The organism is Streptomyces coeruleoprunus (genome assembly GCF_039542925.1).
Classification (GTDB): Bacteria; Actinomycetota; Actinomycetes; order Streptomycetales; family Streptomycetaceae; genus Streptomyces; species Streptomyces coeruleoprunus.
Window position 1 is genome coordinate 7053743 of the sequence record NZ_BAABIT010000001.1, and the last position, 20554, is coordinate 7074296.

19 protein-coding genes are annotated in these 20554 nt (G+C 74.6%); 12 read left to right on the plus strand and 7 right to left on the minus strand.

Annotated features, from left to right (window positions below):
• The first annotated feature begins 113 nt into the window (after window positions 1–113).
• The 6 genes from ABEB09_RS31595 (at window position 114) to ABEB09_RS31620 (ending at window position 7171) form a co-directional block, all read left to right on the plus strand.
• Window positions 114–3383: an AfsR/SARP family transcriptional regulator gene (locus ABEB09_RS31595; RefSeq protein ID WP_345693335.1), complete on the plus strand. Its 3270-nt coding sequence runs from the start codon at window positions 114–116 to the stop codon at window positions 3381–3383.
• Window positions 3384–3484: 101 nt separating this feature from the next.
• A complete protein-coding gene (locus ABEB09_RS31600) occupies window positions 3485–4153 on the plus strand; it encodes a M15 family metallopeptidase (protein ID WP_345693336.1) in 669 nt (222 codons plus the stop codon).
• 61 nt (window positions 4154–4214) lie between these two features.
• Entirely contained in the window at window positions 4215–4901 is a 687-nt protein-coding gene (locus ABEB09_RS31605) for an RNA polymerase sigma factor (protein WP_380841162.1), read from the plus strand.
• 62 nt (window positions 4902–4963) lie between these two features.
• Complete coding sequence (locus ABEB09_RS31610; RefSeq protein ID WP_345693337.1) at window positions 4964–5851, plus strand: C40 family peptidase; 888 nt, start codon at window positions 4964–4966, stop codon at window positions 5849–5851.
• Window positions 5852–5978: 127 nt separating this feature from the next.
• Complete coding sequence (locus tag ABEB09_RS31615; protein ID WP_345693338.1) at window positions 5979–6767, plus strand: M23 family metallopeptidase; 789 nt, start codon at window positions 5979–5981, stop codon at window positions 6765–6767.
• On the plus strand, window positions 6764–7171 hold the full coding sequence (locus ABEB09_RS31620; protein ID WP_345693339.1) for a hypothetical protein: 408 nt from the start codon (window positions 6764–6766) through the stop codon (window positions 7169–7171). The genes ABEB09_RS31615 and ABEB09_RS31620 overlap by 4 nt, the downstream gene beginning before the upstream one ends.
• Before the next feature lie 80 nt (window positions 7172–7251).
• On the opposite strand, the gene ABEB09_RS31625 is transcribed toward ABEB09_RS31620, so the two are convergent.
• Window positions 7252–7638: a hypothetical protein gene (locus tag ABEB09_RS31625; RefSeq protein ID WP_345693340.1), complete on the minus strand. Its 387-nt coding sequence runs from the start codon at window positions 7636–7638 to the stop codon at window positions 7252–7254.
• Between the two features lie 168 nt (window positions 7639–7806).
• Here ABEB09_RS31625 and ABEB09_RS31630 point away from each other — a divergent pair, with 168 nt between their 5' ends.
• The 6 genes from ABEB09_RS31630 (at window position 7807) to ABEB09_RS31655 (ending at window position 12440) form a co-directional block, all read left to right on the plus strand.
• Entirely contained in the window at window positions 7807–8229 is a 423-nt protein-coding gene (locus tag ABEB09_RS31630; RefSeq protein WP_345693341.1) for a hypothetical protein, read from the plus strand.
• A 257-nt stretch (window positions 8230–8486) separates the two neighbouring features.
• On the plus strand, window positions 8487–9581 hold the full coding sequence (locus tag ABEB09_RS31635) for a hypothetical protein (RefSeq protein ID WP_345694151.1): 1095 nt from the start codon (window positions 8487–8489) through the stop codon (window positions 9579–9581).
• 125 nt (window positions 9582–9706) lie between these two features.
• A complete protein-coding gene (locus ABEB09_RS31640; protein ID WP_345693342.1) occupies window positions 9707–10144 on the plus strand; it encodes an archease in 438 nt (145 codons plus the stop codon).
• A 146-nt stretch (window positions 10145–10290) separates the two neighbouring features.
• On the plus strand, window positions 10291–10722 hold the full coding sequence (locus ABEB09_RS31645) for a DUF2267 domain-containing protein (protein ID WP_345693343.1): 432 nt from the start codon (window positions 10291–10293) through the stop codon (window positions 10720–10722).
• 36 nt (window positions 10723–10758) lie between these two features.
• Window positions 10759–12183, plus strand: coding sequence for an RtcB family protein (locus ABEB09_RS31650; RefSeq protein WP_345693344.1), 1425 nt, complete (start codon window positions 10759–10761; stop codon window positions 12181–12183).
• Between the two features lie 56 nt (window positions 12184–12239).
• On the plus strand, window positions 12240–12440 hold the full coding sequence (locus tag ABEB09_RS31655) for a type II toxin-antitoxin system VapB family antitoxin (protein WP_345693345.1): 201 nt from the start codon (window positions 12240–12242) through the stop codon (window positions 12438–12440).
• A 27-nt stretch (window positions 12441–12467) separates the two neighbouring features.
• On the opposite strand, the gene ABEB09_RS31660 is transcribed toward ABEB09_RS31655, so the two are convergent.
• The 6 genes from ABEB09_RS31660 to ABEB09_RS31685 all read right to left on the minus strand — a co-directional run bounded on the left by ABEB09_RS31660 (window position 12468) and on the right by ABEB09_RS31685 (window position 20264).
• A complete protein-coding gene (locus tag ABEB09_RS31660; protein ID WP_345693346.1) occupies window positions 12468–14987 on the minus strand; it encodes an acyl-CoA reductase in 2520 nt (839 codons plus the stop codon).
• The gene (locus tag ABEB09_RS31665) at window positions 14984–16132 is read right to left on the minus strand and encodes a LuxE/PaaK family acyltransferase (RefSeq protein WP_345693347.1); all 1149 of its coding nucleotides are present in this window, start codon (window positions 16130–16132) and stop codon (window positions 14984–14986) included. Before ABEB09_RS31665 ends, ABEB09_RS31660 begins: the two co-directional genes overlap by 4 nt.
• A complete protein-coding gene (locus ABEB09_RS31670; protein ID WP_345693348.1) occupies window positions 16129–17436 on the minus strand; it encodes a GNAT family N-acetyltransferase in 1308 nt (435 codons plus the stop codon). The genes ABEB09_RS31665 and ABEB09_RS31670 overlap by 4 nt, the downstream gene beginning before the upstream one ends.
• Entirely contained in the window at window positions 17433–18704 is a 1272-nt protein-coding gene (locus ABEB09_RS31675; RefSeq protein WP_345694152.1) for a phenylacetate--CoA ligase family protein, read from the minus strand. The genes ABEB09_RS31670 and ABEB09_RS31675 overlap by 4 nt, the downstream gene beginning before the upstream one ends.
• A 138-nt stretch (window positions 18705–18842) precedes the next feature.
• Window positions 18843–19631, minus strand: a complete 789-nt coding sequence (locus ABEB09_RS31680) for a DUF72 domain-containing protein (RefSeq protein WP_345693349.1) — start codon at window positions 19629–19631, stop codon at window positions 18843–18845.
• Between the two features lie 39 nt (window positions 19632–19670).
• Window positions 19671–20264 carry a hypothetical protein gene (locus ABEB09_RS31685; RefSeq protein ID WP_345693350.1) on the minus strand — a complete coding sequence of 198 codons (594 nt, stop codon included), beginning with the start codon at window positions 20262–20264 and terminating at the stop codon, window positions 19671–19673.
• Window positions 20265–20554: the final 290 nt, after the last annotated feature.

Below are 20554 nucleotides of genomic sequence, written 5' to 3' on the forward strand. Positions count from 1 at the left end.
ACCACCGGACCGCCGAACCCGGACAGGGCGGTCCGGTGGAAGTCGTGCCCTGTCACAGCCCACCGGTATCGTCTGCACCGTACGAGGCTCACTGACCAGGGACTCGGGGGACGATGCTAGAAGTGCGCCTGCTCGGCCCTGCCGAGGTGTGGGACGGGGACCGCCGGATCCCCTTGAACGGAGCGAAACCGACCGCGATCCTCGCGGCACTCGTCATTCATCCGGGGGAGGTGCTCTCCACCGACCGCCTCGTGGACCTGGTCTGGGAGGAACAGGCACCCGTCACCGCCAGGGCGCTCGTCGCCTCCCACGTGTCCGCGCTGCGCCGGGCGCTCGCGGCGGCCGACGGGGGCGCCACCGCGATCGGCACGCGCTCGCCCGGATACGTCGCGGAGCTGCCGCGCGACCTCATCGACGCCCACCGCTTCGAGCGGGCCCTCGCCCGAGGCAGACGCGCGGCCTCCGAGGGGCGCCCCGCCGAGGCCGTGGACGTCCTGCGCGACGCGATGACCCTGTGGCGCGGGCAGGAGGCGCTGGAAGGGCTCGGCCAGGCCTTCGCCAGGATCGAGGCGGCGCGCCTGGCCGAACTGCGTCGCACCGCGCTGGAGGCCCGGTTCGCCGCCGAGCTGACGCTCGGCTGCCGCGCCGAGATCGTCGCCGAGCTGTACGCGCACGTCGCGGCCGACCCGCTGCGGGAGCGGCCGCGCGGCCAGCTGATGACCGCCCTCTTCCGCACCGGCCGGGTGCCCGACGCCCTGCGCGTCTACCAGGAGGGCCGCGACCTGCTCCGGTCCGAACTGGGCATCGACCCGGGCCCCGAGCTGCGCGCCCTCCACCAGGCCCTGTTGACCGGGGACACCTCCGTGCTGGGCACCCCGGTGGAGTCCGCCCCCGTGAACACGGCCCCGCCGAGCGGGTCCCGGCCGGCCCACCGGTCCGGGCAGAGCCCGCCCCTCCACCCGGCCACCACCCCCGCACCCCGTCCGGCAGGCCCCTCCGGCCCGCCGTCCGCGGGAACGGTGCCGCGCCAGACCGCCCGCGGCGCACCGGACCCCGACGCCGCCCGGCACCCCATGCCGTGCCACCTCCCGCCCGACGTCGCCGACTTCGTCGGCCGGGACAAGGAGATCGCCTGGGCGACCGCCCTGCTCGGCAGCGTCGCCGACCCGGCGCGCACCGCCGCGCCCCTCGGCGTGATCTCGGGGCGCTCGGGCGTGGGCAAGACCGCGCTCGCCGTCCACATCGGCCACCGCCTCTCCGCGCTCTTCCCCGACGGGCAGCTGTTCCTGGACCTGCGGGCCTCGGACGCCACGCCCGTCGGTACGGCCGACGCCCTCGCCCGGCTGCTGCGGGCCCTCGGCGTCGACCCCGACACCCTCACCGGCGGACCGGAGGACCTGCTCGGGCTCTACCGCAGCCACATCGCCCGCCGGCGGATACTGCTCGTCCTCGACAACGCCGTCGGCGAGGCCCCGCTGCGGCCCCTCCTCCCGCCCGGGCCCGGCTCGGCCGTCCTGATCACCAGCCGCAGGCGGCTCGTCGCCCTCGAAGGAGCCGCCCACCTGGACCTCACCGCCCCCGCCGAGCACGAGGCGGTCGCCCTGCTGACGAAGGTCGCCGGACCGGAGCGGGCCGGCGCCGAACCCCACCAGACCGCCGAGATCGTCGCCCTGTGCGGCCGGCTGCCGCTGGCCGTACGGATCGCCGGGGCCCGGCTCGCCGCACGCCCGCACTGGACCCCCGCCCGCCTCGCCGCCCGCCTCCGCGACGCCCACCGCCGCCTCGACGAACTCCAGGCCGGCGACCTGGAGCTGCGCGCCAGCCTGCAGATGGGGTACGCGGAGCTGGGCGAGCGGCAGCGGCGCGCACTGCGCAGACTGGCCCTGCTCGAACTGCCCGACTTCGCCGCCTGGGTGGCCGCGCCGCTGCTCGACGTCCCGCCCGACGACGCCGAGGAGGCCGTCGAATCCCTCGTGGACTGCCACTTCGTGGACCTCGTCGGGGTCGACGAGACCGGCCAGACCCGCTATCGCATCCACGACCTGGCGCGGGAGCACGCCCGGGAGCGCTGTCTTTCGGACGAGACTCCCGAGGAACGCGAGGCCGCCGTGCTGCGGCTCGTGGACCGGTGGCTGGCGCTGGCGAGGACCGCGGCGGCGCGCGGCCCCGGCGGGGCGTCCCGCCTGCTCCCCGAGGACCGCGGGTCGGGCGCCGCGGCCGAGCCCGACCCGTTCCCGGAGGAGGAGCTGCTGCGCAGGCCCGCCGCCTGGTTCGCGGCCGAGCAGCCCTGCCTGGTCGCCGCCGTGAGCCACTGCGCCGACCACGGCCTGCCCAGGGCGGCACGGGAACTGGCCGCCGTCCTGATAGCGAGTTCGGCCGCCCTCTACAACCGGTTCGACGCCTGGTCCCGTTCCCACACCGTCGCGCTGGCCGCCGTACGGCGCAGCGGTGACGCCGAGGGCGAGGCCTGGCTCCTCCACGGCCTCGGCCAGCTCCGCCTGGAGCAGGACCGCTTCGAGGACGCCCACGCCTACTTCAAGGACGCCCTGCGCCTGTTCGACGACACCGGCGTGGCGCGCGGCCGGGCCGCCGCCCTCGCCGGCATGGGCAACGCACGCCGCGAACAGGGCCGCTTCACCGAGGCGCTGGAGCTGCTGGAGGCCACCCTCACGCTGTACGGCGCGACCGGGACACCCACCGGCGAGGGCACCGGCACCGGCGCCGACCGCGCGGCCGTGGCGCACCTGCACTACGGCATCGGCGCCGTACACCGCGACCGCGGCCGGTACGACGCGGCGTGGGAGGCGCTGACCAGGGCGCTGGAGCTGTACCGGGCGGCGGGGGACCGGCAGGGCGAGGGCCTGACCCTCCGCTCGCTCGCCCTGTGCCACCGCGCCCAGGGGCGGCTCCCGGAGGCCGAACGGCTCCTGCGCGATGCCCTGCGCATCTTCGACGAGACCGAGGACGCGTTCGGCACGATGTACGCGAACCAGTCCCTGGCCAAGGTGCAGTTGCGCCAGGGCCTGCTCGGCGAGGCACGGGAACGCCTCGAACCGTGCCTGGAGGTCACCCGGGAGGCCCGCGACGTGTTCGGCGAGGCGCTGGTTTTGCGCTCGCTGGGCGAGGTGCGGCTCGCCGAGGCGGACTGGGACGGGGCGGCGGAGGTCCTGCGCGAGGCCCTCGCCCTGTGGGACCGGCTCGGGCTGCCGCTGTGGCGGGCCCGTACGGTACGGGACCTGGGCACCGCGGCGGCCGGACGCGGCGACGACGTCGCGGCCCGCGACGCCCGGACCGAGGCGCTGGAGACGTTCCGCGCGCTCGGCAGCCGCGAGGCGGAGGAGATGACAGGAGAGACGACGGGGGAGACGACGCCGCCCGGCTGACCGAGCGCTCTGCAGGCATCTGCCGAGCGCTCCGCAGGGGTTCTGCAGAGGATGCAGAAGATCTGCAGCGGTTCTGCAGAGCCCCCCGGCACGCTGAAGGCGTGACAGAGATCATCCTGCTCTCGGACCGGAGGGTCGCCGAGACCGGCGTGGCCGACACGGGTGAGGACCTGGTCGACCTGCGGCGGACCGGAGGGCTCCTCGTCGACGCGCGGCAGGCCGACGACGACGGCTCGTACGCCCACGTACGCGCCGACGTGGCACGCCGGCTGCTCCTCGCCCAGCGGCACCTGCCCGCCGGGATCCGCCTGCTGGTGGTGGAGGGCTTCCGCCCGCCCGCCCTCCAGCAGCGGTACTTCGAGGAGTACGCCGCCGTCATGCGGGCCGCCCACCCGGACGCGACCCCCGCCCGGATACGGGAACTGACCAGTGCCTACATCTCCCCGCCGGAAGTCGCCCCGCACGTCAGCGGCGGCGCCGTGGACCTGACCCTGTGCACCGGGGACGGCGTCGAACTGCCGCTCGGCACGGAGGTCAACGCCACCCCGGAGGAGAGCGCCGGCGGCTGCCGCACCGCGGCCGCCAACATCACCGATGAGGCCCGCACCCACCGGGAGCTGATGGGCCGGGCGATGACCGCCGCCGGGTTCGTCAACTACCCCACCGAGTGGTGGCACTGGTCCTACGGGGACCGCTACTGGGCCCTGCTCGGCGGCCGGCCGGCCGCCCGCTACGGGCCCGCCGCACTCCCGTCCGGCGACCGCTCCTGACCGACCGACCATCGGCAGGGCGGCCTCCGCCTCCGTCACGACCTGCGAGAAGCACACCGCAATGACCACCGGGGGAACGCACGTGCACATCATCCGCACCACCGAAAGCCACACCCACGTCCAGACCCACACCCACACCCACACCCACGCGCAGCACCAGGACCACGCCCACGGCATGACACCCGCCGAGTTCGACGCGGCGTTCACGGCCGCGATGCCCCGGCTCCGCCGCCGCCTGCTGGCCCTCACCGGCAACCCGCACGACGCGGACGACCTGCTCCAGGAGACGTATCTGCGCCTCTCGCGCCGTGCCCGCTCCCACACGCTCGCCCACCAGCGGCACCCGTACGCGTACACCTGCGCGGCCGCGATGAACCTGCTGCGCGACTCCTGGCTGCACCCCTCGCGCCGGGAGCGGTGCACCGACCGGCTGCCCGAGGAGAGCTGGGACGGCGGGCTCGCCTCGCGCGAGGCGGAGGCCGCCGCGATCGACCTCCTGCGCGGCCTGTCGCCGAAGGAGGCGGCGGCCGTCATCCTCGTCGACCTCGAAGGCCTCACCCACGACGGCGCGGCCGAACGCCTCGGCGCGCACCGGGGAACCGTGCAGCGCAACCGCATGCGCGGCCACGCCAAGATCCGGGCCGCCCTCGGCTCATACGGGACGGCACCGGGACCCGTCCCCTCCACGAAGAGCGACGGCGGTGCGGACCCCATGCCCGCCTCCGTCCCCCGCACCGCGGCGGCCTGACCACCGCCGCGTCCGCAGGGCCCGCGTCCAGCACCACCACTCGCACCAGGGGGAACACACACATGCGTTGGAAGAACCGCACGCTGGCCTCGGCGGCCGGAGGACTGCTCCTGGCCACTGCCCTGAGCACCGCCGGAGCCCCGGCAGCCACCGCCGCTCCGCGGGCCGCCGGAGCGGCGCCCGCGGCGGCGGCCGCCGACTGCCGTCCGCTGGCCGCCGCGCCCGCGCAGGCCCAGGCCGTCGTCAACGCCGCCTGCTCGCAGATCGGCGTGCCGTACTCCTGGGGCGGCGGCTCCATCCACGGCCCGACGTACGGCCAGGACTATCCGGGCGGCGGCCCCGGTGCGCACGACAGCAAGGTGAAGGGCTTCGACTGCTCGCACCTCGTCCAGTACGCGGCCTGGCAGGGCGCCGGCATCCTCCTGCCGGAGGGCTCCTGGAACCAGGCCCAGTGGAGCGGCGCCACCGCGCGCTTCACCCGCGCCCAGGGCCTCGCCCCGCTCCAGCCCGGCGACCTGCTCCTGTGGGCGTCCGACCCCGGCAACCTCAAGTCCGTGCACCACATCGCCATCTACCTCGGCAACGGCAAGATGGTCGAGGCCCGGGAGTCCGGAACGCTCGTGATGGTCAGCGACGTACGGCTCAACGCCCAGTACGCGGGAGCGCTGCGCGTCACCGGCGGCGAACGGCCGCCGGCGAACTCCAAGCGCTTCGTGACCTGGGGCACCGGAGTGGCCCTGCGGCCCGAGCCGAACACCAAGAAGCCGCCCGTGACCCGGCTTTCCGGCCCCACGGCCGTGGACGTGCTGTGCCAGGCACACGGCGAGATGGTCGAGGCCGAGGGCTACCGCAACGACGTCTGGTCCTACCTGCCGGCGTACAAGGCGTGGATCTCCAACATCTACATCGACGACAAGGCGGCCTGGCTGCCCGGCGTCCCCGCGTGCTGAGGCCGCCCACCGGCCCCTGAGCACCGACACGTTCGCACCGACCGGTCCGCGTCCCGCCGTCCGCGTCGCGCCACCGGCGTCCCGCTGTTCCACGACATCCCGATTCCCGTACGGAGGAGACTTCGTCATGCCACTGAACCACCGCACGTCCGTCCGCGTACTGGCGGCGACCGCCACCGCGGCCGCGCTGATCCCGCTCACCGCGGTCACCGCGCAGGCCGCGCCCGCCGAGGCCGCGCCCGCCAAGGCCGCCGCGTACACCGCCTCCTGCCCCGCGGCCGGCCGCGTCACGCAGGGCTACCACTCCGGCCACGACGGCGTCGACATCGCCAACACCCGCGGCACGCCGATCTACTCCACCGGCCCCGGCACCGTCATCGCCTCCGGCCCCGCCAGCGGCTACGGCCAGTGGATCCGCATCCGCCACGACGACGGCACGGTCACCGAGTACGGCCACATGTACGAGCGCCTGGTCCGCGTCAACGACCGGGTGAACGGCGGCACCCACATCGCCCGCATGGGCTCCGAGGGCCAGTCCACCGGACCCCACCTCCACTTCGAGGCGCACAGCTCCACCTCCAGCACCCGCGGCATGGACCCGGTCGCCTACCTGCGCGCCCGCGGAGTGGGCCTGCCCTGCACCCCGGGCGGCGGCGGCACCCCCGGCACCAACTTCACCACGTGGGGCACCGGTGTCCGGGTCCGCGCCGACGTCCGGCTGAACGCGGCCGTCGTCCGCACCCTCAGCGGTCCGACCCCCGTGTACGTGGACTGCCAGAAGCGCGGCGACCTGGTCAACGCGGAGGGCTACAGCAACGACGCCTGGGCGCACATCCCGGCGTTCGGCGGCTACGTGTCCAACATCTACATCGACCACAAGGACGCCTGGCTGCCGGGGGTTCCGACGTGCCCGTGACCGGCCTCCGCGCCGGAACGAGGACGGTGGCGGCCGCCGCACTGGCCGTCGCCGCCGTCCTCACCCCCGGCCTCACCGCGACGCCCGCGCACGCCGCCGACTCGGCGCCGTGCACCCCGTACCCCGGCTACCCCGGCCAGTACAAGTGCCCGATGTGGGGCTCCAAGGTCAATATGAGGGCGGCGCCCACCATGGACTCGCCGGTCGCCGGGTGGTCGCCCGACGACGGGTTCATCCGGGCGATCTGCCAGGTCAAGGGCGGGAGGGCCACGTACGGGCCCTACTGGCACACCTGGTGGATCAAGACGCCCGCCGTGGGCATGGCCCCCTCCGTCTACATGAGCGAGATCTTCCTGGTCGGCGGAGGCAACGACGAGCGCGACTCGGGTCTGCCCGTCTGCTGACCCCCGGCCCCTCCCCTCTCACGCAGGACGCCCCCGGCCCGCTCGCGCGGAGCCGGGGGCGTCCTGCGCGGTGCGACACGTCAGCAGCGGCCCACGGAGTCCGACGGGTCCTTACCGATGTTGACGTTGCCGCCCCACACCCACACGTTGTGGCGTACGGGCTGTGTCACGTCGACCCCGTCGTGGACGTGGCCCTTGTACCAGACGTCCGTGCCGTAGGAGCCGACCTTCACGTACTGACCGCGCGCGTAGCAGACGCCGTCCAGGTAGTAACGGTCCTTCGTCGAGCCCGTGTTGAGGATCAGCGAGCTGTTCGTCGTCGCGGCGGCCCGGACGTTGCTGTGCGTCTGGAGCGACACGTAGAAACCGGCCGCGCCGGCGTGCGCGGTTCCGGACGCGCCGAACAGGGCGAGGGCGGCACCGGCCGCGAGGCCGGCGGTCGCGAGGCGGATGGTGCGCTGGGACATGGGTCCTCCGTCCGTGCGGGCCCAGGGGGCCGCTCATGGCTTCCCCGGTGGGACGGCGCGCACGCCCGCGCCGTATGCCCTCATACGGGAGGCGCCGCCGCCCCGTCGAGAGGGTGGTGCACACACCGCACCACTCATCCACCTCCCCTCCCGGCCGAAGGAGACGACATGCCGAGGAAACCCGCGAGGCTCACCACCGCCCTGTGCGCGGCCGCGGCGGCGACCGCCGCGCTCGCCGCGACCGCGGTCGCCACACCCGCCCAGGCAGCCGCCACCACCCGCCCGGCGGCGAACCGGGTGTTCAGCACCTGGGCCACGAACGTCAACGCACGCGTCGACGTGGACGGCTCGCACGGCTTCCGCTGCCCCGAGTTCCCCTCGCCCGGCAACTGCCCCAAGGTCACCGGACAGTCGCAGCCCGGCGACCGGCTGGAGGTCACCTGCCAGACGAAGGGCCAGACCGTCGGCGGCAACCCGTACTGGGTGTACGTCGACAACCTCAACCGCGGCTTCCACGGATGGATGGCCAGCTACTACATCGATCACCCGGACAACTGGCTGCCGGGCGTCCCCCAGTGCTACGGGCCCTAGGTCGTGTCCGCAAAGTCCCGTCTGCCTGGCGGCGTCCGCCCTTCGGGCGGACGACGCTACTTTGCGGACACTCCCTGACCCGTGCCGCCCGTTCCACCACCGCCACCGAACCGGGAGACCACCCAACCATGCCCGCACACCGCCCCTTCCTCCGCGCCCTGACCCGCCTGCCACGCCGGACCCGCCACACCGCCGCGCCCCGGGCCTCGACGCCGCGCGGCGTACGACGCCCGGCCGCACTCGCCGGGCTGCTCTCCATGGCCCTGGCGGCGCTGCTGTCCTCCACGGCCGCCGCCGCGGCCGACCCCGCGCCCCGGGCGGCCGCCACCACCCGGGCCCAGGTGCCCGCCGGCGTCACGGCGGGCGTCGCGGTCTTCGACCGGCGGACCGGGACCTTCACCGAGCAGATCAACGCCGCCGGCCAGTTCCGGTCGGCGTCCGTCGTGAAGATCCTCATCGCGCTCGACATGCTGTGGAACCGCGACCCCGCCACCCTCCCCGCGGCCGACCGCACCCGAATCGACGCCATGCTGCGCAGCAGCGACGACGCCGCGGCGAGCCATTACTGGGCGAACAACGGCCAGGGCGCCGTCATCGACCGCATGGTCGCCCGGCTCCGGCTGGCCGACACCGCCCGGCCCCCGGCGTCCCACCCCGGCTTCTGGGGCTACACGGCCCTGTCCGCCCGCGACACCGTCACCATCTACCGCTACCTGCTGGACTCCGCCCCCGCGGCCGTACGCGACTACGTGATGAACAACCTGCGGCAGTCGACCCGCTGCGCCACCGACGGCTACGACCAGCACTTCGGCATCGCCGGCTCCTTCAACCGCCCGTGGGCCGTCAAGCAGGGCTGGTCCGGGTTCTCCTCCGGCGGCTGCACGGCCCCGGCGAGCGCCAGGTCCGCGCAGAACGGCGCGGGCGCCGCCGCCGTGGACCTCTCCCGTCCCGCCCTGCACACCACGGGCGTCGTCGGCGCCGGCGACCGGGCCATCGTCGCCGTCCTGACGCTCCACCCGAGCGGCACGCCGTACGGCAAGGCGTACACCGACCTGGGCCGGCTCACCCGCTCGCTGAACGTCCCCGGGGCGACCCGCCCGGCCGGCACGTGGATCGGCACCTGGGGGAGCGGGGTGCGGGTGCGCACCCAGGCGACCACCGGCTCGGCGGCGGTGACCACGCTGCCCGCCGGAGTGGAGGTCCTCGTCTCCTGCCAGAAGCGCGGCCAGCAGGTCAGCGTCCCGCCGTACGTCAACGACTGGTGGGCCCATCTGCCGCAGTACGGCGGCTACATGACCAACATCTACCTCAGCTCGCCGGACAACCAGGTGCCGGGCGTACCGGTCTGCTGACCGGCACCGCACGGCTCGGCACCACAGGGGGCGGGGTCCACGGGGCCCGCCCCCTGTGGTGCGCCCCCGGCGACGGGACCAGGATGGAGACAGGGCGGGGCTCCGCACGACATCCGGGGGCAGAGGTGACGGGCCAGGACGACACCACCGCGCGCGGCGGTCACCGCAGCGTCCCGCACACCGCGGACCTGCGGGTGGAGGCCTGGGCCCCGACCCGCGAGGAGTGCCTGGTCCAGGCGGTGCGCGGGATGTGCGTGTCGTTCCTCGACCTGGCCGGGGCGCGGCCCGTCCGGAGCCGGGCGGTGGAGGTGCGCGCCGACCGGGACGAGGACCTGCTGGTGGAGCTGCTGGACGAGGTCGTCTACCGGCTCGACACCGACGGCGAGGTACCCGTCGGCGTACGGCTCACGCCCGTACCCGGCGGCCTGCGCGCCGACCTGTCCATGGCCGACGCCGGTTCGCTGCCCGTGACCGGGGCCGCGCCCAAGGCGGTGACCCTGCACGAACTGCACCTCACGTCCGGGCCGGAGGGGTGGAGCTGCTCCGTGACCCTGGACGTGTGACCGGCCCGTTCCCTCCCGGGGCGTGCCCGGGCGGCACCCGCAGTAGCATGGGCCGTGGAGCAGGGACGAGGAGAGGCCGCGGTGCGCCGCCGTCTTCTGCGCACAGGGGACCTCCCGCCGGCAACCAGCCTGGAAGGGACCGACTCATGTCCGTCACCCACGCGCCGGACTTCGAACACGCCATCCACACCGCCAACATCTGGCTGAAATCGGTGTGCGAGGCCCTCGGAACCGACGACCGCCACTTGGCCCACCGGGCGCTGCGCGCCTGGCTGCACACCCTCCGCGACCGGCTCACGGTCGACGTTGCCGCGCACTTCGCGGCCCAGCTGCCCGAGCTGCTGCGCGGCGTCTACTACGACGGCTGGGACCCGAGCGTCGTCCCCGTCAAGTACGACCGCGACGCGTATGTGAGCCGCTTCGTCCAGGAGGCCAAGGTCGCCGCGGACGACGTCCCGCGGATCGCCCGCGCCGTCACCGCCGCCGTGCGCGCCCAGGTCTCGCCCGGACACCTGGAGGCGGCCGTCGAGCAGCTGCCGCACGACATCCGCCTCCTCGTCCTGGAGCCGGTCTCCTGACGGGGACGCCCCACGGCCGACGGGCGGTGACGGGGCATGGACATCCCGCTGGTGGAGGAGCGCCCGTTCCGGTACCGCATCGACCGGCGCGATCCGATGCGCGTGCCCGGCGTGGTCTTCGCGACGCCGGAGCTGCTGCCGCAGGCGACCGGTGACAAGGCGCTGGAACAAGTCGTCAACGTCGCCACACTGCCCGGCATCGTCCGCGCCTCCTTCGCCATGCCCGACGTCCACTGGGGGTACGGCTTCCCCATCGGCGGCGTGGCCGCCACCGACGTCGACGCGGGCGGCGTGATCTCGCCCGGCGGCGTCGGCTTCGACATCTCCTGCGGGGTCCGGCTCCTCGCCGCGGGCATCGACCGCGAACCCCTCGCCCCGAAGATGCGCCGGCTCATGGACATCCTCGGCGACACCATTCCGCGCGGCATGGGGCGCGGCGGGCTGTGGAAGCTGTCCGGCCCGGCACAGATGGAGGACCTGCTGGTGGGCGGCGCCGGCTACGCGGTCGAACACGGCCACGGCGTCCCGCGCGACCTGGACCGCTGCGAGGACCGCGGGGCCCTGCCCGGGGCCGACCCGTCCCACGTCGGCCGGCGCGCCGTCGAGCGGGGCCTGGAACAGGTCGGGAGCCTCGGCTCGGGCAACCACTTCCTGGAAGTGCAGGCCGTGGACCGGGTGTACGACGAGGACACCGCGGCCCGCTTCGGCCTCCACGACGGCCAGGTGTGCGTCATGATCCACTGCGGCTCGCGCGGCCTGGGCCACCAGGTGTGCGGCGACCACGTCCGCGTCATGGACCAGTCCCTGCGCGCGTACGGCATCCGCCTCCCGGACCGGCAGCTGGCCTGCGCCCCCGTCGTGTCCCCGCCCGGCCGCGACTACCTGGGCGCCATGGCGGCCGCCGCCAACTACGGCCGCGCCAACCGGCAACTGCTCGCCGAAGCGGCCCGGCGCGCCTTCGCCACGGCCGCCGGCGCGGGCCTCGACCTCGTGTACGACGTCTCGCACAACACCGCCAAGATCGAGACGCACGAGGTGGACGGCGCACGGCGCAGCCTCTGCGTCCACCGCAAGGGCGCCACCCTGGCCCTCCCGCCCGGCCACCCCGACCTGCCGCGGGACCTCGCCGGTGCGGGACAGCCCGTCCTGGTCCCAGGGACGATGGGCACCGCCTCGTACGTGATGACCGGCACCGCCGGCAACGACGCCTTCGCCTCGGCCTGCCACGGCGCCGGCCGCGTCTGGAGCCGCCACCAGGCCCTGCGCCGCGTCCGCGGGGAGCAGCTGCGCGACGACCTGGAGTCCCACGGCATCGCCGTGCGCCCGTCGTCCTGGCGCGGACTCGCGGAGGAGGCGCCCGGCGCCTACAAGGACATCGACGCGGTGGCCCGCGCCACGGAGGGCGCGGGCCTGGCCCGCCCGGTCGCCCGCCTCGTCCCCCTCGGCGTCGTCAAGGGCTGACGCCTGGATTAGAGTCCCGCGGGGAGACGCGACGGAGCGCGACAGAGGGGGAGCCCATGGCCAAGGTCACCATCAGTCTCGACGCCGAGCTGGTCGTGGAAGTGATGGTCCTCGCCGGGGTCGGATCACCCCAGGACGCCGTCGAACTGGTCGTGCGCGACTACATCGCCCGCGGGCACCGGACGGAGGAGCGCACCGAGTTGACCGACCGGGGCCTGCGCGACGTCACGGCCGCACCGCAGGACCCCCAGGGCTGACCGGCCCGCCCCTCCGCCGGGCGGTCGTCAGCCGCGCCGGTCCACCACCGTGCGGAGTTTGCCGCTGGTGGGGCTGCGGTGCAGGGACGGGCCGTCCACCGCCTCGACCGTCAGGTCCAGCAGCCGCTCCTCCACGGCCGTGCGCAGCTCCGGATAATCCGCCAGGAACGCGTCGCGCAGGCGCAGCGGGTCCGGTGCGGCGGAGCGTTCCACGCGGACGGTGAGGTGCTCGCGGCCGTCGCCCGCGGCGAGGACGACCTGCAGCTCGCCGCCGTAACCGGCGCTCCGCTCCGCGATCGTCACGAAGCGGCCGTGGTGGAGGAAGTACGTGGCCACCCGCATCACGTCGCCGGTCCTGCCGAGCAGCTCGAAGCGCGGGGCCAGACTGCCGCACGCGCAGCGGCCCGGCACCGCCCGGCCGAGGTCGCCGATGACGTAACGGCCCAGCGCCTGGCCGCGCCTGGCGTGCGTGGTGAACACCAGGCGTCCCGTCTCGCCGGGCGGCACCGGCCGGTCCTCCTCCACGTCGACGATCTCCAGCGTGTGCAGGTCCGCGTGGAGGTGGTGGACGCCGCCGGTGCTCTCGGTGCACTGGTGGCCCAGCGGGCCGAGGTCGGTGCTGCCGTAGGTGATGGAGCGGACCACCTCGACGCCGAAGGTCTCCTCCAGCACGCGGCGCTGTGCGGCGGTGAAGTGCTCGCCCCCGTAGAAGATCTTCCGGATGCCGCCGTACGCGCGCAGGGCCTCCGCCTCGGCGTGCAGCAGCTGCCAGAGGTACGACGGCATGCCGAACAGGGTGTCGGCCCCGTGGGCGATCAGCGCCTCGGCCGTCGCCCGGTGGTCAGGCCCGGCCGCCAGGGGCAGCTGCACGCCGCCCAGCCGCTCCAGGACGGAGAAGAAGCTGAGGAAACCGCCGTACATCCCGCCGCAGTAGAACAGGTTGGCCGTGCGGTCCCGCGCCGGGTCGTAGCCGGCGGCGAGCAGTCCGCGGGCCGCGGCGCACATCTGCGTGTCGTAGTCGTCGTAGCTGAACAGGGACAGCGCGGGCGCTCCGGTGCTGCCGCCGCTGCGGAAGTACAGCTCCGCGTCGGCGCGCGCCACGTGCCGGTTGCGTTCCTGGACCGCCTCCTTGTCCGTCAACGGGCCCACGGGTGCGGGCAGGACGGCGGGCCGGACCAGGTCGTCCAGGCAGGCGGTCGTCGCGAACCGGGCGTCGGCCCGGACCGCGACACGGCGGCTGTAGCGCTGGAGGGCGTACACGCCGTCGTGCGGCTCACCGGAGTAGCCGTCGAGCATGGAACCGACCGGCGTCACCCGCGTGACCCCGGACGCCAGGGCGAGCCGGGACAGTTCGGCGATGTCGCTGCGGCCGCCCGCGAGCCCCGCCGTCTGCAGATAGCGCCGCATGGGACGCAGTGCGCCGATCATCCGCTTGCGCGGCAGCGGCTTGACCCACACGCTGCGGTGCAGCGGCGACGCGGTCAGCGCGGGCCGGGTGTCGGCCATGACCCGCCACGCGCCGTCCGGCGCGGCGAACACCCGCGTCAGACCGAGGTGTTCCTCCAGCCGGGCGATCAGCTCGGTCGTGGTCACCTCCGCCTCCTCGGCGGGAGCGGCCTCGCCCTCCGGCGGCGGCACGTCGGCCGTGTGCGCGGCCAGCACCCCCGCGAACCGCTCCGCGAACGCGAAGACCTCCTCCGCGTCGTCCGTGTCCAGGTACACCACCTGCGGGCTGGAGCAGGCCTGCTGCTCGTACCGGCACACGTCGGCCGCCAGCGCCTCCAGCGCGCCCCGGTCCCGCCAGGCCTCACGGGCCAGGTACGCGAAGGAGATCCGGTGCCCCCACTCCACCAGGCGGCAGCCCGGCGGCACATGGGCGGCGACCCCCTCCACGGCGCTCTCGCCGCCCCACACGGCGACCGCGTCGGCCGGCGCGCACATCAGGCGCAGCCACTCCTGCCGCGACGACGGGAACCGCAGCACGATCACCCGGTCGGCGATGCCGCCCGTCGGGTCCAGGGCGGCCACTTCCGCCAGCAGGTGCCGGGCGAACAGGGTGTCGCCGCCGCTGGTCTTGAGCACGTTGACGTTCCCGGCGAGCAGGCCCTCGACGACGCTCAGCGGTGCGACGGTCACGGCGTTGCCGGGTGCGACGTGCGCGACCAGGCCGACCGGGGCCCACGCCTCGTAGACCGTCTCGCGGGCGTCGGGGCGGTTCAGCCGCTGCGGGGCCGTGCCGCCCAGTTCGCGGCGCAGCTTGCGGGTCAGCTCGCCCCGGCTCAGATAGGTGCCCAGCTCGGTGAGGACCGACGGGTCCTCGCCCTCCGGCAGGTGCGGGACGAGCCGGGCCCGGACCGGGTGCTCCGGGTCGCGCAGGGCCGTCGCCAGCGCGTCGCAGGCGGCGAGCACGGTCTCGGTGTCCAGCGGCGTTCCGAGGACGTCCTCGACCGTGGCGGCCAGGCCGGCCAGCCGGCGCTCCGCCTCCTCGTCGCCGATGAGCGCGCCCTGCCAGTAGTGCGGTGCGCCGGTGCTGTGCGCGTGGGTCACGACATTCCCTTCATCAGTTCGGCGGCGGCCACCGCGCAGCTCCGGTTGCGGCTCACCCCGGCTCGGCCGTGCACGGTGAACCAGGGCGTGGACAGCCCGCAGCCGCACGCCTCGCCGGGTTGGAGGGAGGCGAGGTCGCCCATGACGACGCTCTGCGCCGGTACGGACGTGATGTACGGCGAGACGAGGTGCAGGTAGCCGGGCTCGCCGTACGGCAGCGGCTCCAGCGTGCGGGTCGAGCGGATCGCGACCCGCGACCAGACCGGGGCGTGCAGCCGGTGCCGGTCGCACTCGATGTACGGAACGCAGTGCTCGACCGACCCGAACGTGTCGCGGACGCGCTCGCCGGGGATGCCCAGCTGCTCCGTGACCCGCGCGTACAGCTCGTCCTTGCCGATGCGCCGGTCGGCGTGCCCCTTCCAGCCGCCGCCCAGCACGACGAGGGATCCCTCCGGGAGCCGGAGAGGTGGCAGCCCCATGGCGCGCATCCGCTCCAGCGTGAAGAACAGGAACGCCGGGAAGCCGAGGATCCGCACCGGGGCGTCGTCGGCGGCGAAGCGGCGCAGCGCGGCGACACAGCCGAACGGGTCGAACTCGTGGCCGCCGCCGGTGTTGCGCAGCGCGTACTCGACGGTCCGCGCCGGCGCGAAGTCGCACAGGTAGTTGTCCGTGAAGGACGTGCCGAGGTTGAGGGCCGGGGCCGGCTCGTAGCTGTAGAGGAGGTAGTTGACCTCCTGGTCCGGGGTGATCCAGCCGTTGCGCTCGAAGATCCGCGCGACCATGCGCTGTGCCGAGCGGATGGTCCACCGGTCGAAGAACATCTGCGACTTCTGGCCGGTCGTGCCGGACGACGTCAGGTGCAGCTCGATGTCGTCCCGGGGGACGGACAGCACCTCGTGCCGTTTGAAGAAGTTGGCGTGCACGAGCGGCGTGCGGTACGGCCGCGCGGGCGGGGTCGCCTCGTGCAACGCGCGGAAGAACGGCGAGCGTTCGGCGTGCCAGGCGTTGATCTCCGCCATCGCGGAGGCGAACAGCTCGTCCTCGGCGGGTCCGGAGGCGTACGGGTCGGCCAGGTCGCACAGCCGCTGCACATGGGGCAGCGCCGTGGGGTCGGGGACGCCGACCGGGGCCAGGTGCGGGTTCATGGGGCAACCTCGTCAGGGGGCAGATGGGTCGACGCCCAGGCCGACCGGTAGGAGTCCAGGTAGGGCCGCAGGGCCGGTTCGGCCACGACGCCGCGGAAGTCGACGCGCTCGGTGGAGCGGGACAGCACGACGTAGTCGTGGAAGCCGTCCTCGTCCGCGCGCATCGCCGGGTACAGCGCCCCGGGCACGAAGCCCTCGGCGAGGAACACCGACAGGGCCTCGTGGTGCGCCAGCGGCACCAGCGCCTCGACGTACCCGGCGCCGGCCCGGGTCAGGGCCCGGGTCACCGGCTCCAGACAGGCGGCCGCGGCGGCCGGTCCGGGATGGGCGGCGACGAGTGAGCAGTACCGTCCGGTGCGGTTGAGGTACGCGTACACCTCGAACCGGCCGTCGTCCGGTGCGAGCAGCACATTGGGCGTGTGCAGCGGGTAGAACCAGCCGCCCGCGTCCGGGAAGCGCTCGCGGAAGCGGCGCCGTACGAAGGAGGGCGCCTCGATCAGCTCCAGCGGCTCGCCGCCCGCCGCGGGCCGTTCCTCCTTCCGCGCCGGTCCGGCGGCGCGCGTGTCCCGGTAGCTGACGCCGAGACAGCGCTCGACGGTCCGCAGCAGCGGCACCAGCGGCGCGGGCACCTCGGGCACGGGGACGCGGCGGTCCAGCACACCGGGGGAGTGACGCGCGTAGAGAGCGAGGCTCTCGCGGCAGCGCAGATCCACCGCGTTGGGCAGGACGCCCAGCGGCCGGAAGCCGTGGCGGGCGACGGCCCGCTGCGGACCGGGGCTCACGGTACGGACCGTGGCGTACACCGAGTCCAAGCGCCCGCTGTCCAGCGTGCCCGCGCACAGCGCCTCGGTCAGCGCGCCGGCCAGTCCGCCGGAGCGGTGGTCGGGATGGACGGCCAGGCCCTCGAGCCGGCCGATACGGCTGCCGGGTTCGCCGTGCACGGCGGCGGACGCGACCAGCGCACCGGTGTCCGGGCAGCGGGCCACCAGCCACAGGCAGTGCGGGTCGCGCAGCAGCCGGGCCATCTCGGCGGGGTCGGTGCCGAGCCCGACCGGGTAGTGCGGCCCGTAGACGGCGTAGTACAGCTGACGCAGCTCGGCGATGTCGGCGACGGACGCCGGCTCGATGCGGGCGGCCCGGGGGGTCCGGGCGGTCCGTGTGGACCTGCCGTCCGGGACGGTCCGGCGTGCCTCGCCGGGCTGGGTGGTCCGGGCCGTCTGGGCTGTCCGGTTCGTCCGGCCGGTCCGGGCGGCGGGCTCGTCGGTCCGGGGTGGGCGCACCGGCGGGGCCGTGGGGACGTTCACGCGGTGGGCCTCTCGTCGAGGACGCGGACGAGCTTCCCCGACCGCGGGTTCACGGCCAGGTCGCGGTGGCGCGCCCACTCCACGGACAGCGGGTGCACGAACCCCGCCCGCACGCTCTGCGGATACAGCGGGCGGACCGACTCCAGCTCCATGACGACGGCCTCGGCCAGCGGTTCGAGACCGGCCGGGTCGTCGTCGCCCGGGGCGGTGGCCAGCCGCAGGACCAGCCCGTCTCGGCCGTCCCAGCGGCGCACGACGAGCTGCACGCCGACGATCCGGCCCGCGGTGTCCGCCGCGGCCACGGCGTCCTGCGCGTCCTGGGTGTACAGGGACACGGGCCCGACCCGTACGCCCTCCTCGGCGCGGCCGAGGATCCGGAAGTGCCCGGCCCGGACGTCGGTCCACTCGGCGCGGTCGCCCGCCGGGTAGCGGATCACGGGCATGAGGCGGCGGAAGAGGCTGGTCACCACGACCCGCCCCGCCCGTCCCGGTTCGGTGACGGGCTCGCCGGTGGCGTCGTCGAGGATCTCGACGACGGAGTGCGGCGTGAACGCCCGGTGCACGCGCGGGTCGTCGCCCCGCACGGGCCGGCCGAGCAGTCCCGCGTCGACGCTGGCGTACCCGACCGAGCGGGCCTCGGCCCGGGGGAACGCGGCGGCCAGCAGGCGGCGTTGGTCGGCGAAGAGCGCCTCGCCGCCGAAGAGGACCAGCTCCACGGCGTCGAGCCGCAGATCGTGCGCGATCAGGTGCTCGGCGAGCCGGCACAGCGTGGTCGGCGTGCCGGTCACCACCTGCGCGGCGAAGTCCCGCAGCGTGGGGACGGTCGACTCCAGGGGCGCGGCGCCGCCGATCGGCAACCGGACGTTGTCGACGGGGGCGTGGGCGAGCGAGTCGAGCAGGAACAGGAAGCTGGCGTACAGCTCACCCGCGTAGAACAGGTCGGCCACCCGGTGGCCCGGGCGCAGCCCGGCGTCCGGGAGCCCCTGGCCGAAGGCGGCGACGAAGGCGCGCCACTCGTCGCGGGTGTAGAAGGAGAACTTGGGCGCCCCGGTGGTGCCGCCGGTCTTGAAGACGGTCGCCTCGTGGAGCGGGCCCGTCAGGACCCGGTTGCCGTCGAGGGTGTTGGCCGCCCAGAACTCCCGCTGGTCGATGACCGGGAGGGCGGTGAGGCGGTCGGTGCCGGGCGGCAGGGACGCGTAGAGGTCGCGGTAGAAGGGCGAGTGCTGCCGGGCGAAACGTATGAGGTCCGGTAATTCGAGGACGGACATGCGGCCTTTGCCTAGGTGGAACTGACGGTCAGTCATGATGATGGAGGATCAGTGCGCATACCGCAAATTCGTGTGGATGTCTTCCGGCTTTCCTGGCGGAAAACGTGAAGTTTTGCGTTCAATCAGGAAGGTCGACGCCTACCGCCGCCCCGGCTGAGGGCCGGGCCGCAGGGGTGTCGGGGTGCGGGTCACGGTCAGTCCGGCCGCACGGGCCGCGCGTGCGAAGACCACGGCGTCCAGGACCGCGGCGGCGTTCGGGTCGTTGTTGAAGTACGCGTACACGTCCCGGTCGTGGGGCCAGGCGTCCGCCACGCGCCGCACCCAGGTCTCCAGGGACCGCCGGCCGTAGCGGGGCCAGGCCCGGGCCCTTCCGGCGTGGAACCTCAGGTACCCCCAGTCCGTCGTACGCCACAGCGGCGTCACGGGCCGCGCCCCCGCGTCGGCCCAGCACATCGCGGCGCCCCGGTCCTCCAGCACCCGGCGCACCGCGGGCGACCACCAGGAGTCGTGGCGCGGCTCGACCGCGATGCGCGCACCGGCCGGGAAGCAGCCGAGGCACGCGTCGAGGAGCCCCGGATCGGCGCGCAGCGTGGGCGGGAGCTGGAGGAGCACCGGTCCGAGCCGGTCGGCCAGTCCTTCGGCGTGGCTCATCAGCCGTTCCACGGGTTCCTCGGGCTCCCGCAGCCGTTTGATGTGCGTGAGGAAACGGCTCGCCTTGACCGCCATCACGAAGTCCGGCGGGGTGCGCAGCCGCCACGTCTCGAAGATCTCGCGTGACGGCAGCCGGTAGAAGGCGTTGTTCGACTCGACCGTCGCGAACCCGGCGGCGTACTCCTCCAGCCAGAGCCGCTGGGGCGTCCCCTCGGGGTAGAGGACACCCCGCCAGTCCTTGTACTGCCACCCCGACGTCCCGACGAGAAGCGTCATTCCTTCATCAAAACACCGCCGGGCCGGGACGGCTCCCGGTCACGGGGCCTCCCCGGACCCCGACCCGCCGCCGGCGGCCGTGGCCGTGGCGGTGTCCGAGGGCTGCGCCCCGCCACCGGGGCCCACGAGGTCGTGCAGCAGGTCGCCGACCGGGCCGCCGGCGGTGGGCGACGGCGACGGCCGGGCCGTTTCCCCCGCGCCCGCGGAGGCCGGGGGAGTGGCGGCTCCCACGGAGCGCGAGGGCCGCGCGTCGTCCCCGTGCGGGGTGGACGTGGCCGGTTCCGTGCGCCGGCCCGCCTCGGCGGGCGACGTGGCGCCGGCGGTCGGTCGCGGTGAGGGCGACGACGTCCCGGAGGGCAGCGGCGTGAGGTCGGGGACGGCCGTCGGCGACATGCCGCCGTCCTCGGGTCGCCCCCTGCCGGCGCGGTCGGCGTCAGCGCCCCCGCCCGGACCCGAGGGGAGCGCCGCGCGGGCCGACGGGCCGTGCGCCCCGGGCTCCGCCCCGGGTGGGCGGCTGTCGTGGGACGCCTGGACGAAGAGGGCCAGCGCGGCGGCCGCTCCCACGGCGGTGGTCGTCCTGACGACGGGATGGCGGGCGCCGCCCGTCTCCCGAGGTTGCCTGTGCCTGCCCATGTGGTCGCCTCCGGGGCCGTAGAACTCGATCCGACAGTCGGACAATGGGCGTGGAGGGGCGAAAGTGACGGCTGATCGGCGATCAGGTCGTCCTGTGGCGAAGTTGCGACACACGGCGGTCGCCGTGCCCCCAGGGCCGCAGCCCCTCGGACGCGCCGCTCTGACTGGCTGCCCACGCTCACCCCGTAGCAGCATGGAGGGGAGTGATGGACAGCGACACACGCTGGCAGCTTGCCGCGCACGGAGGCGGTGCAGGCTTGACCGGGCAGATCTTTGCTTCCGGCGGGGTG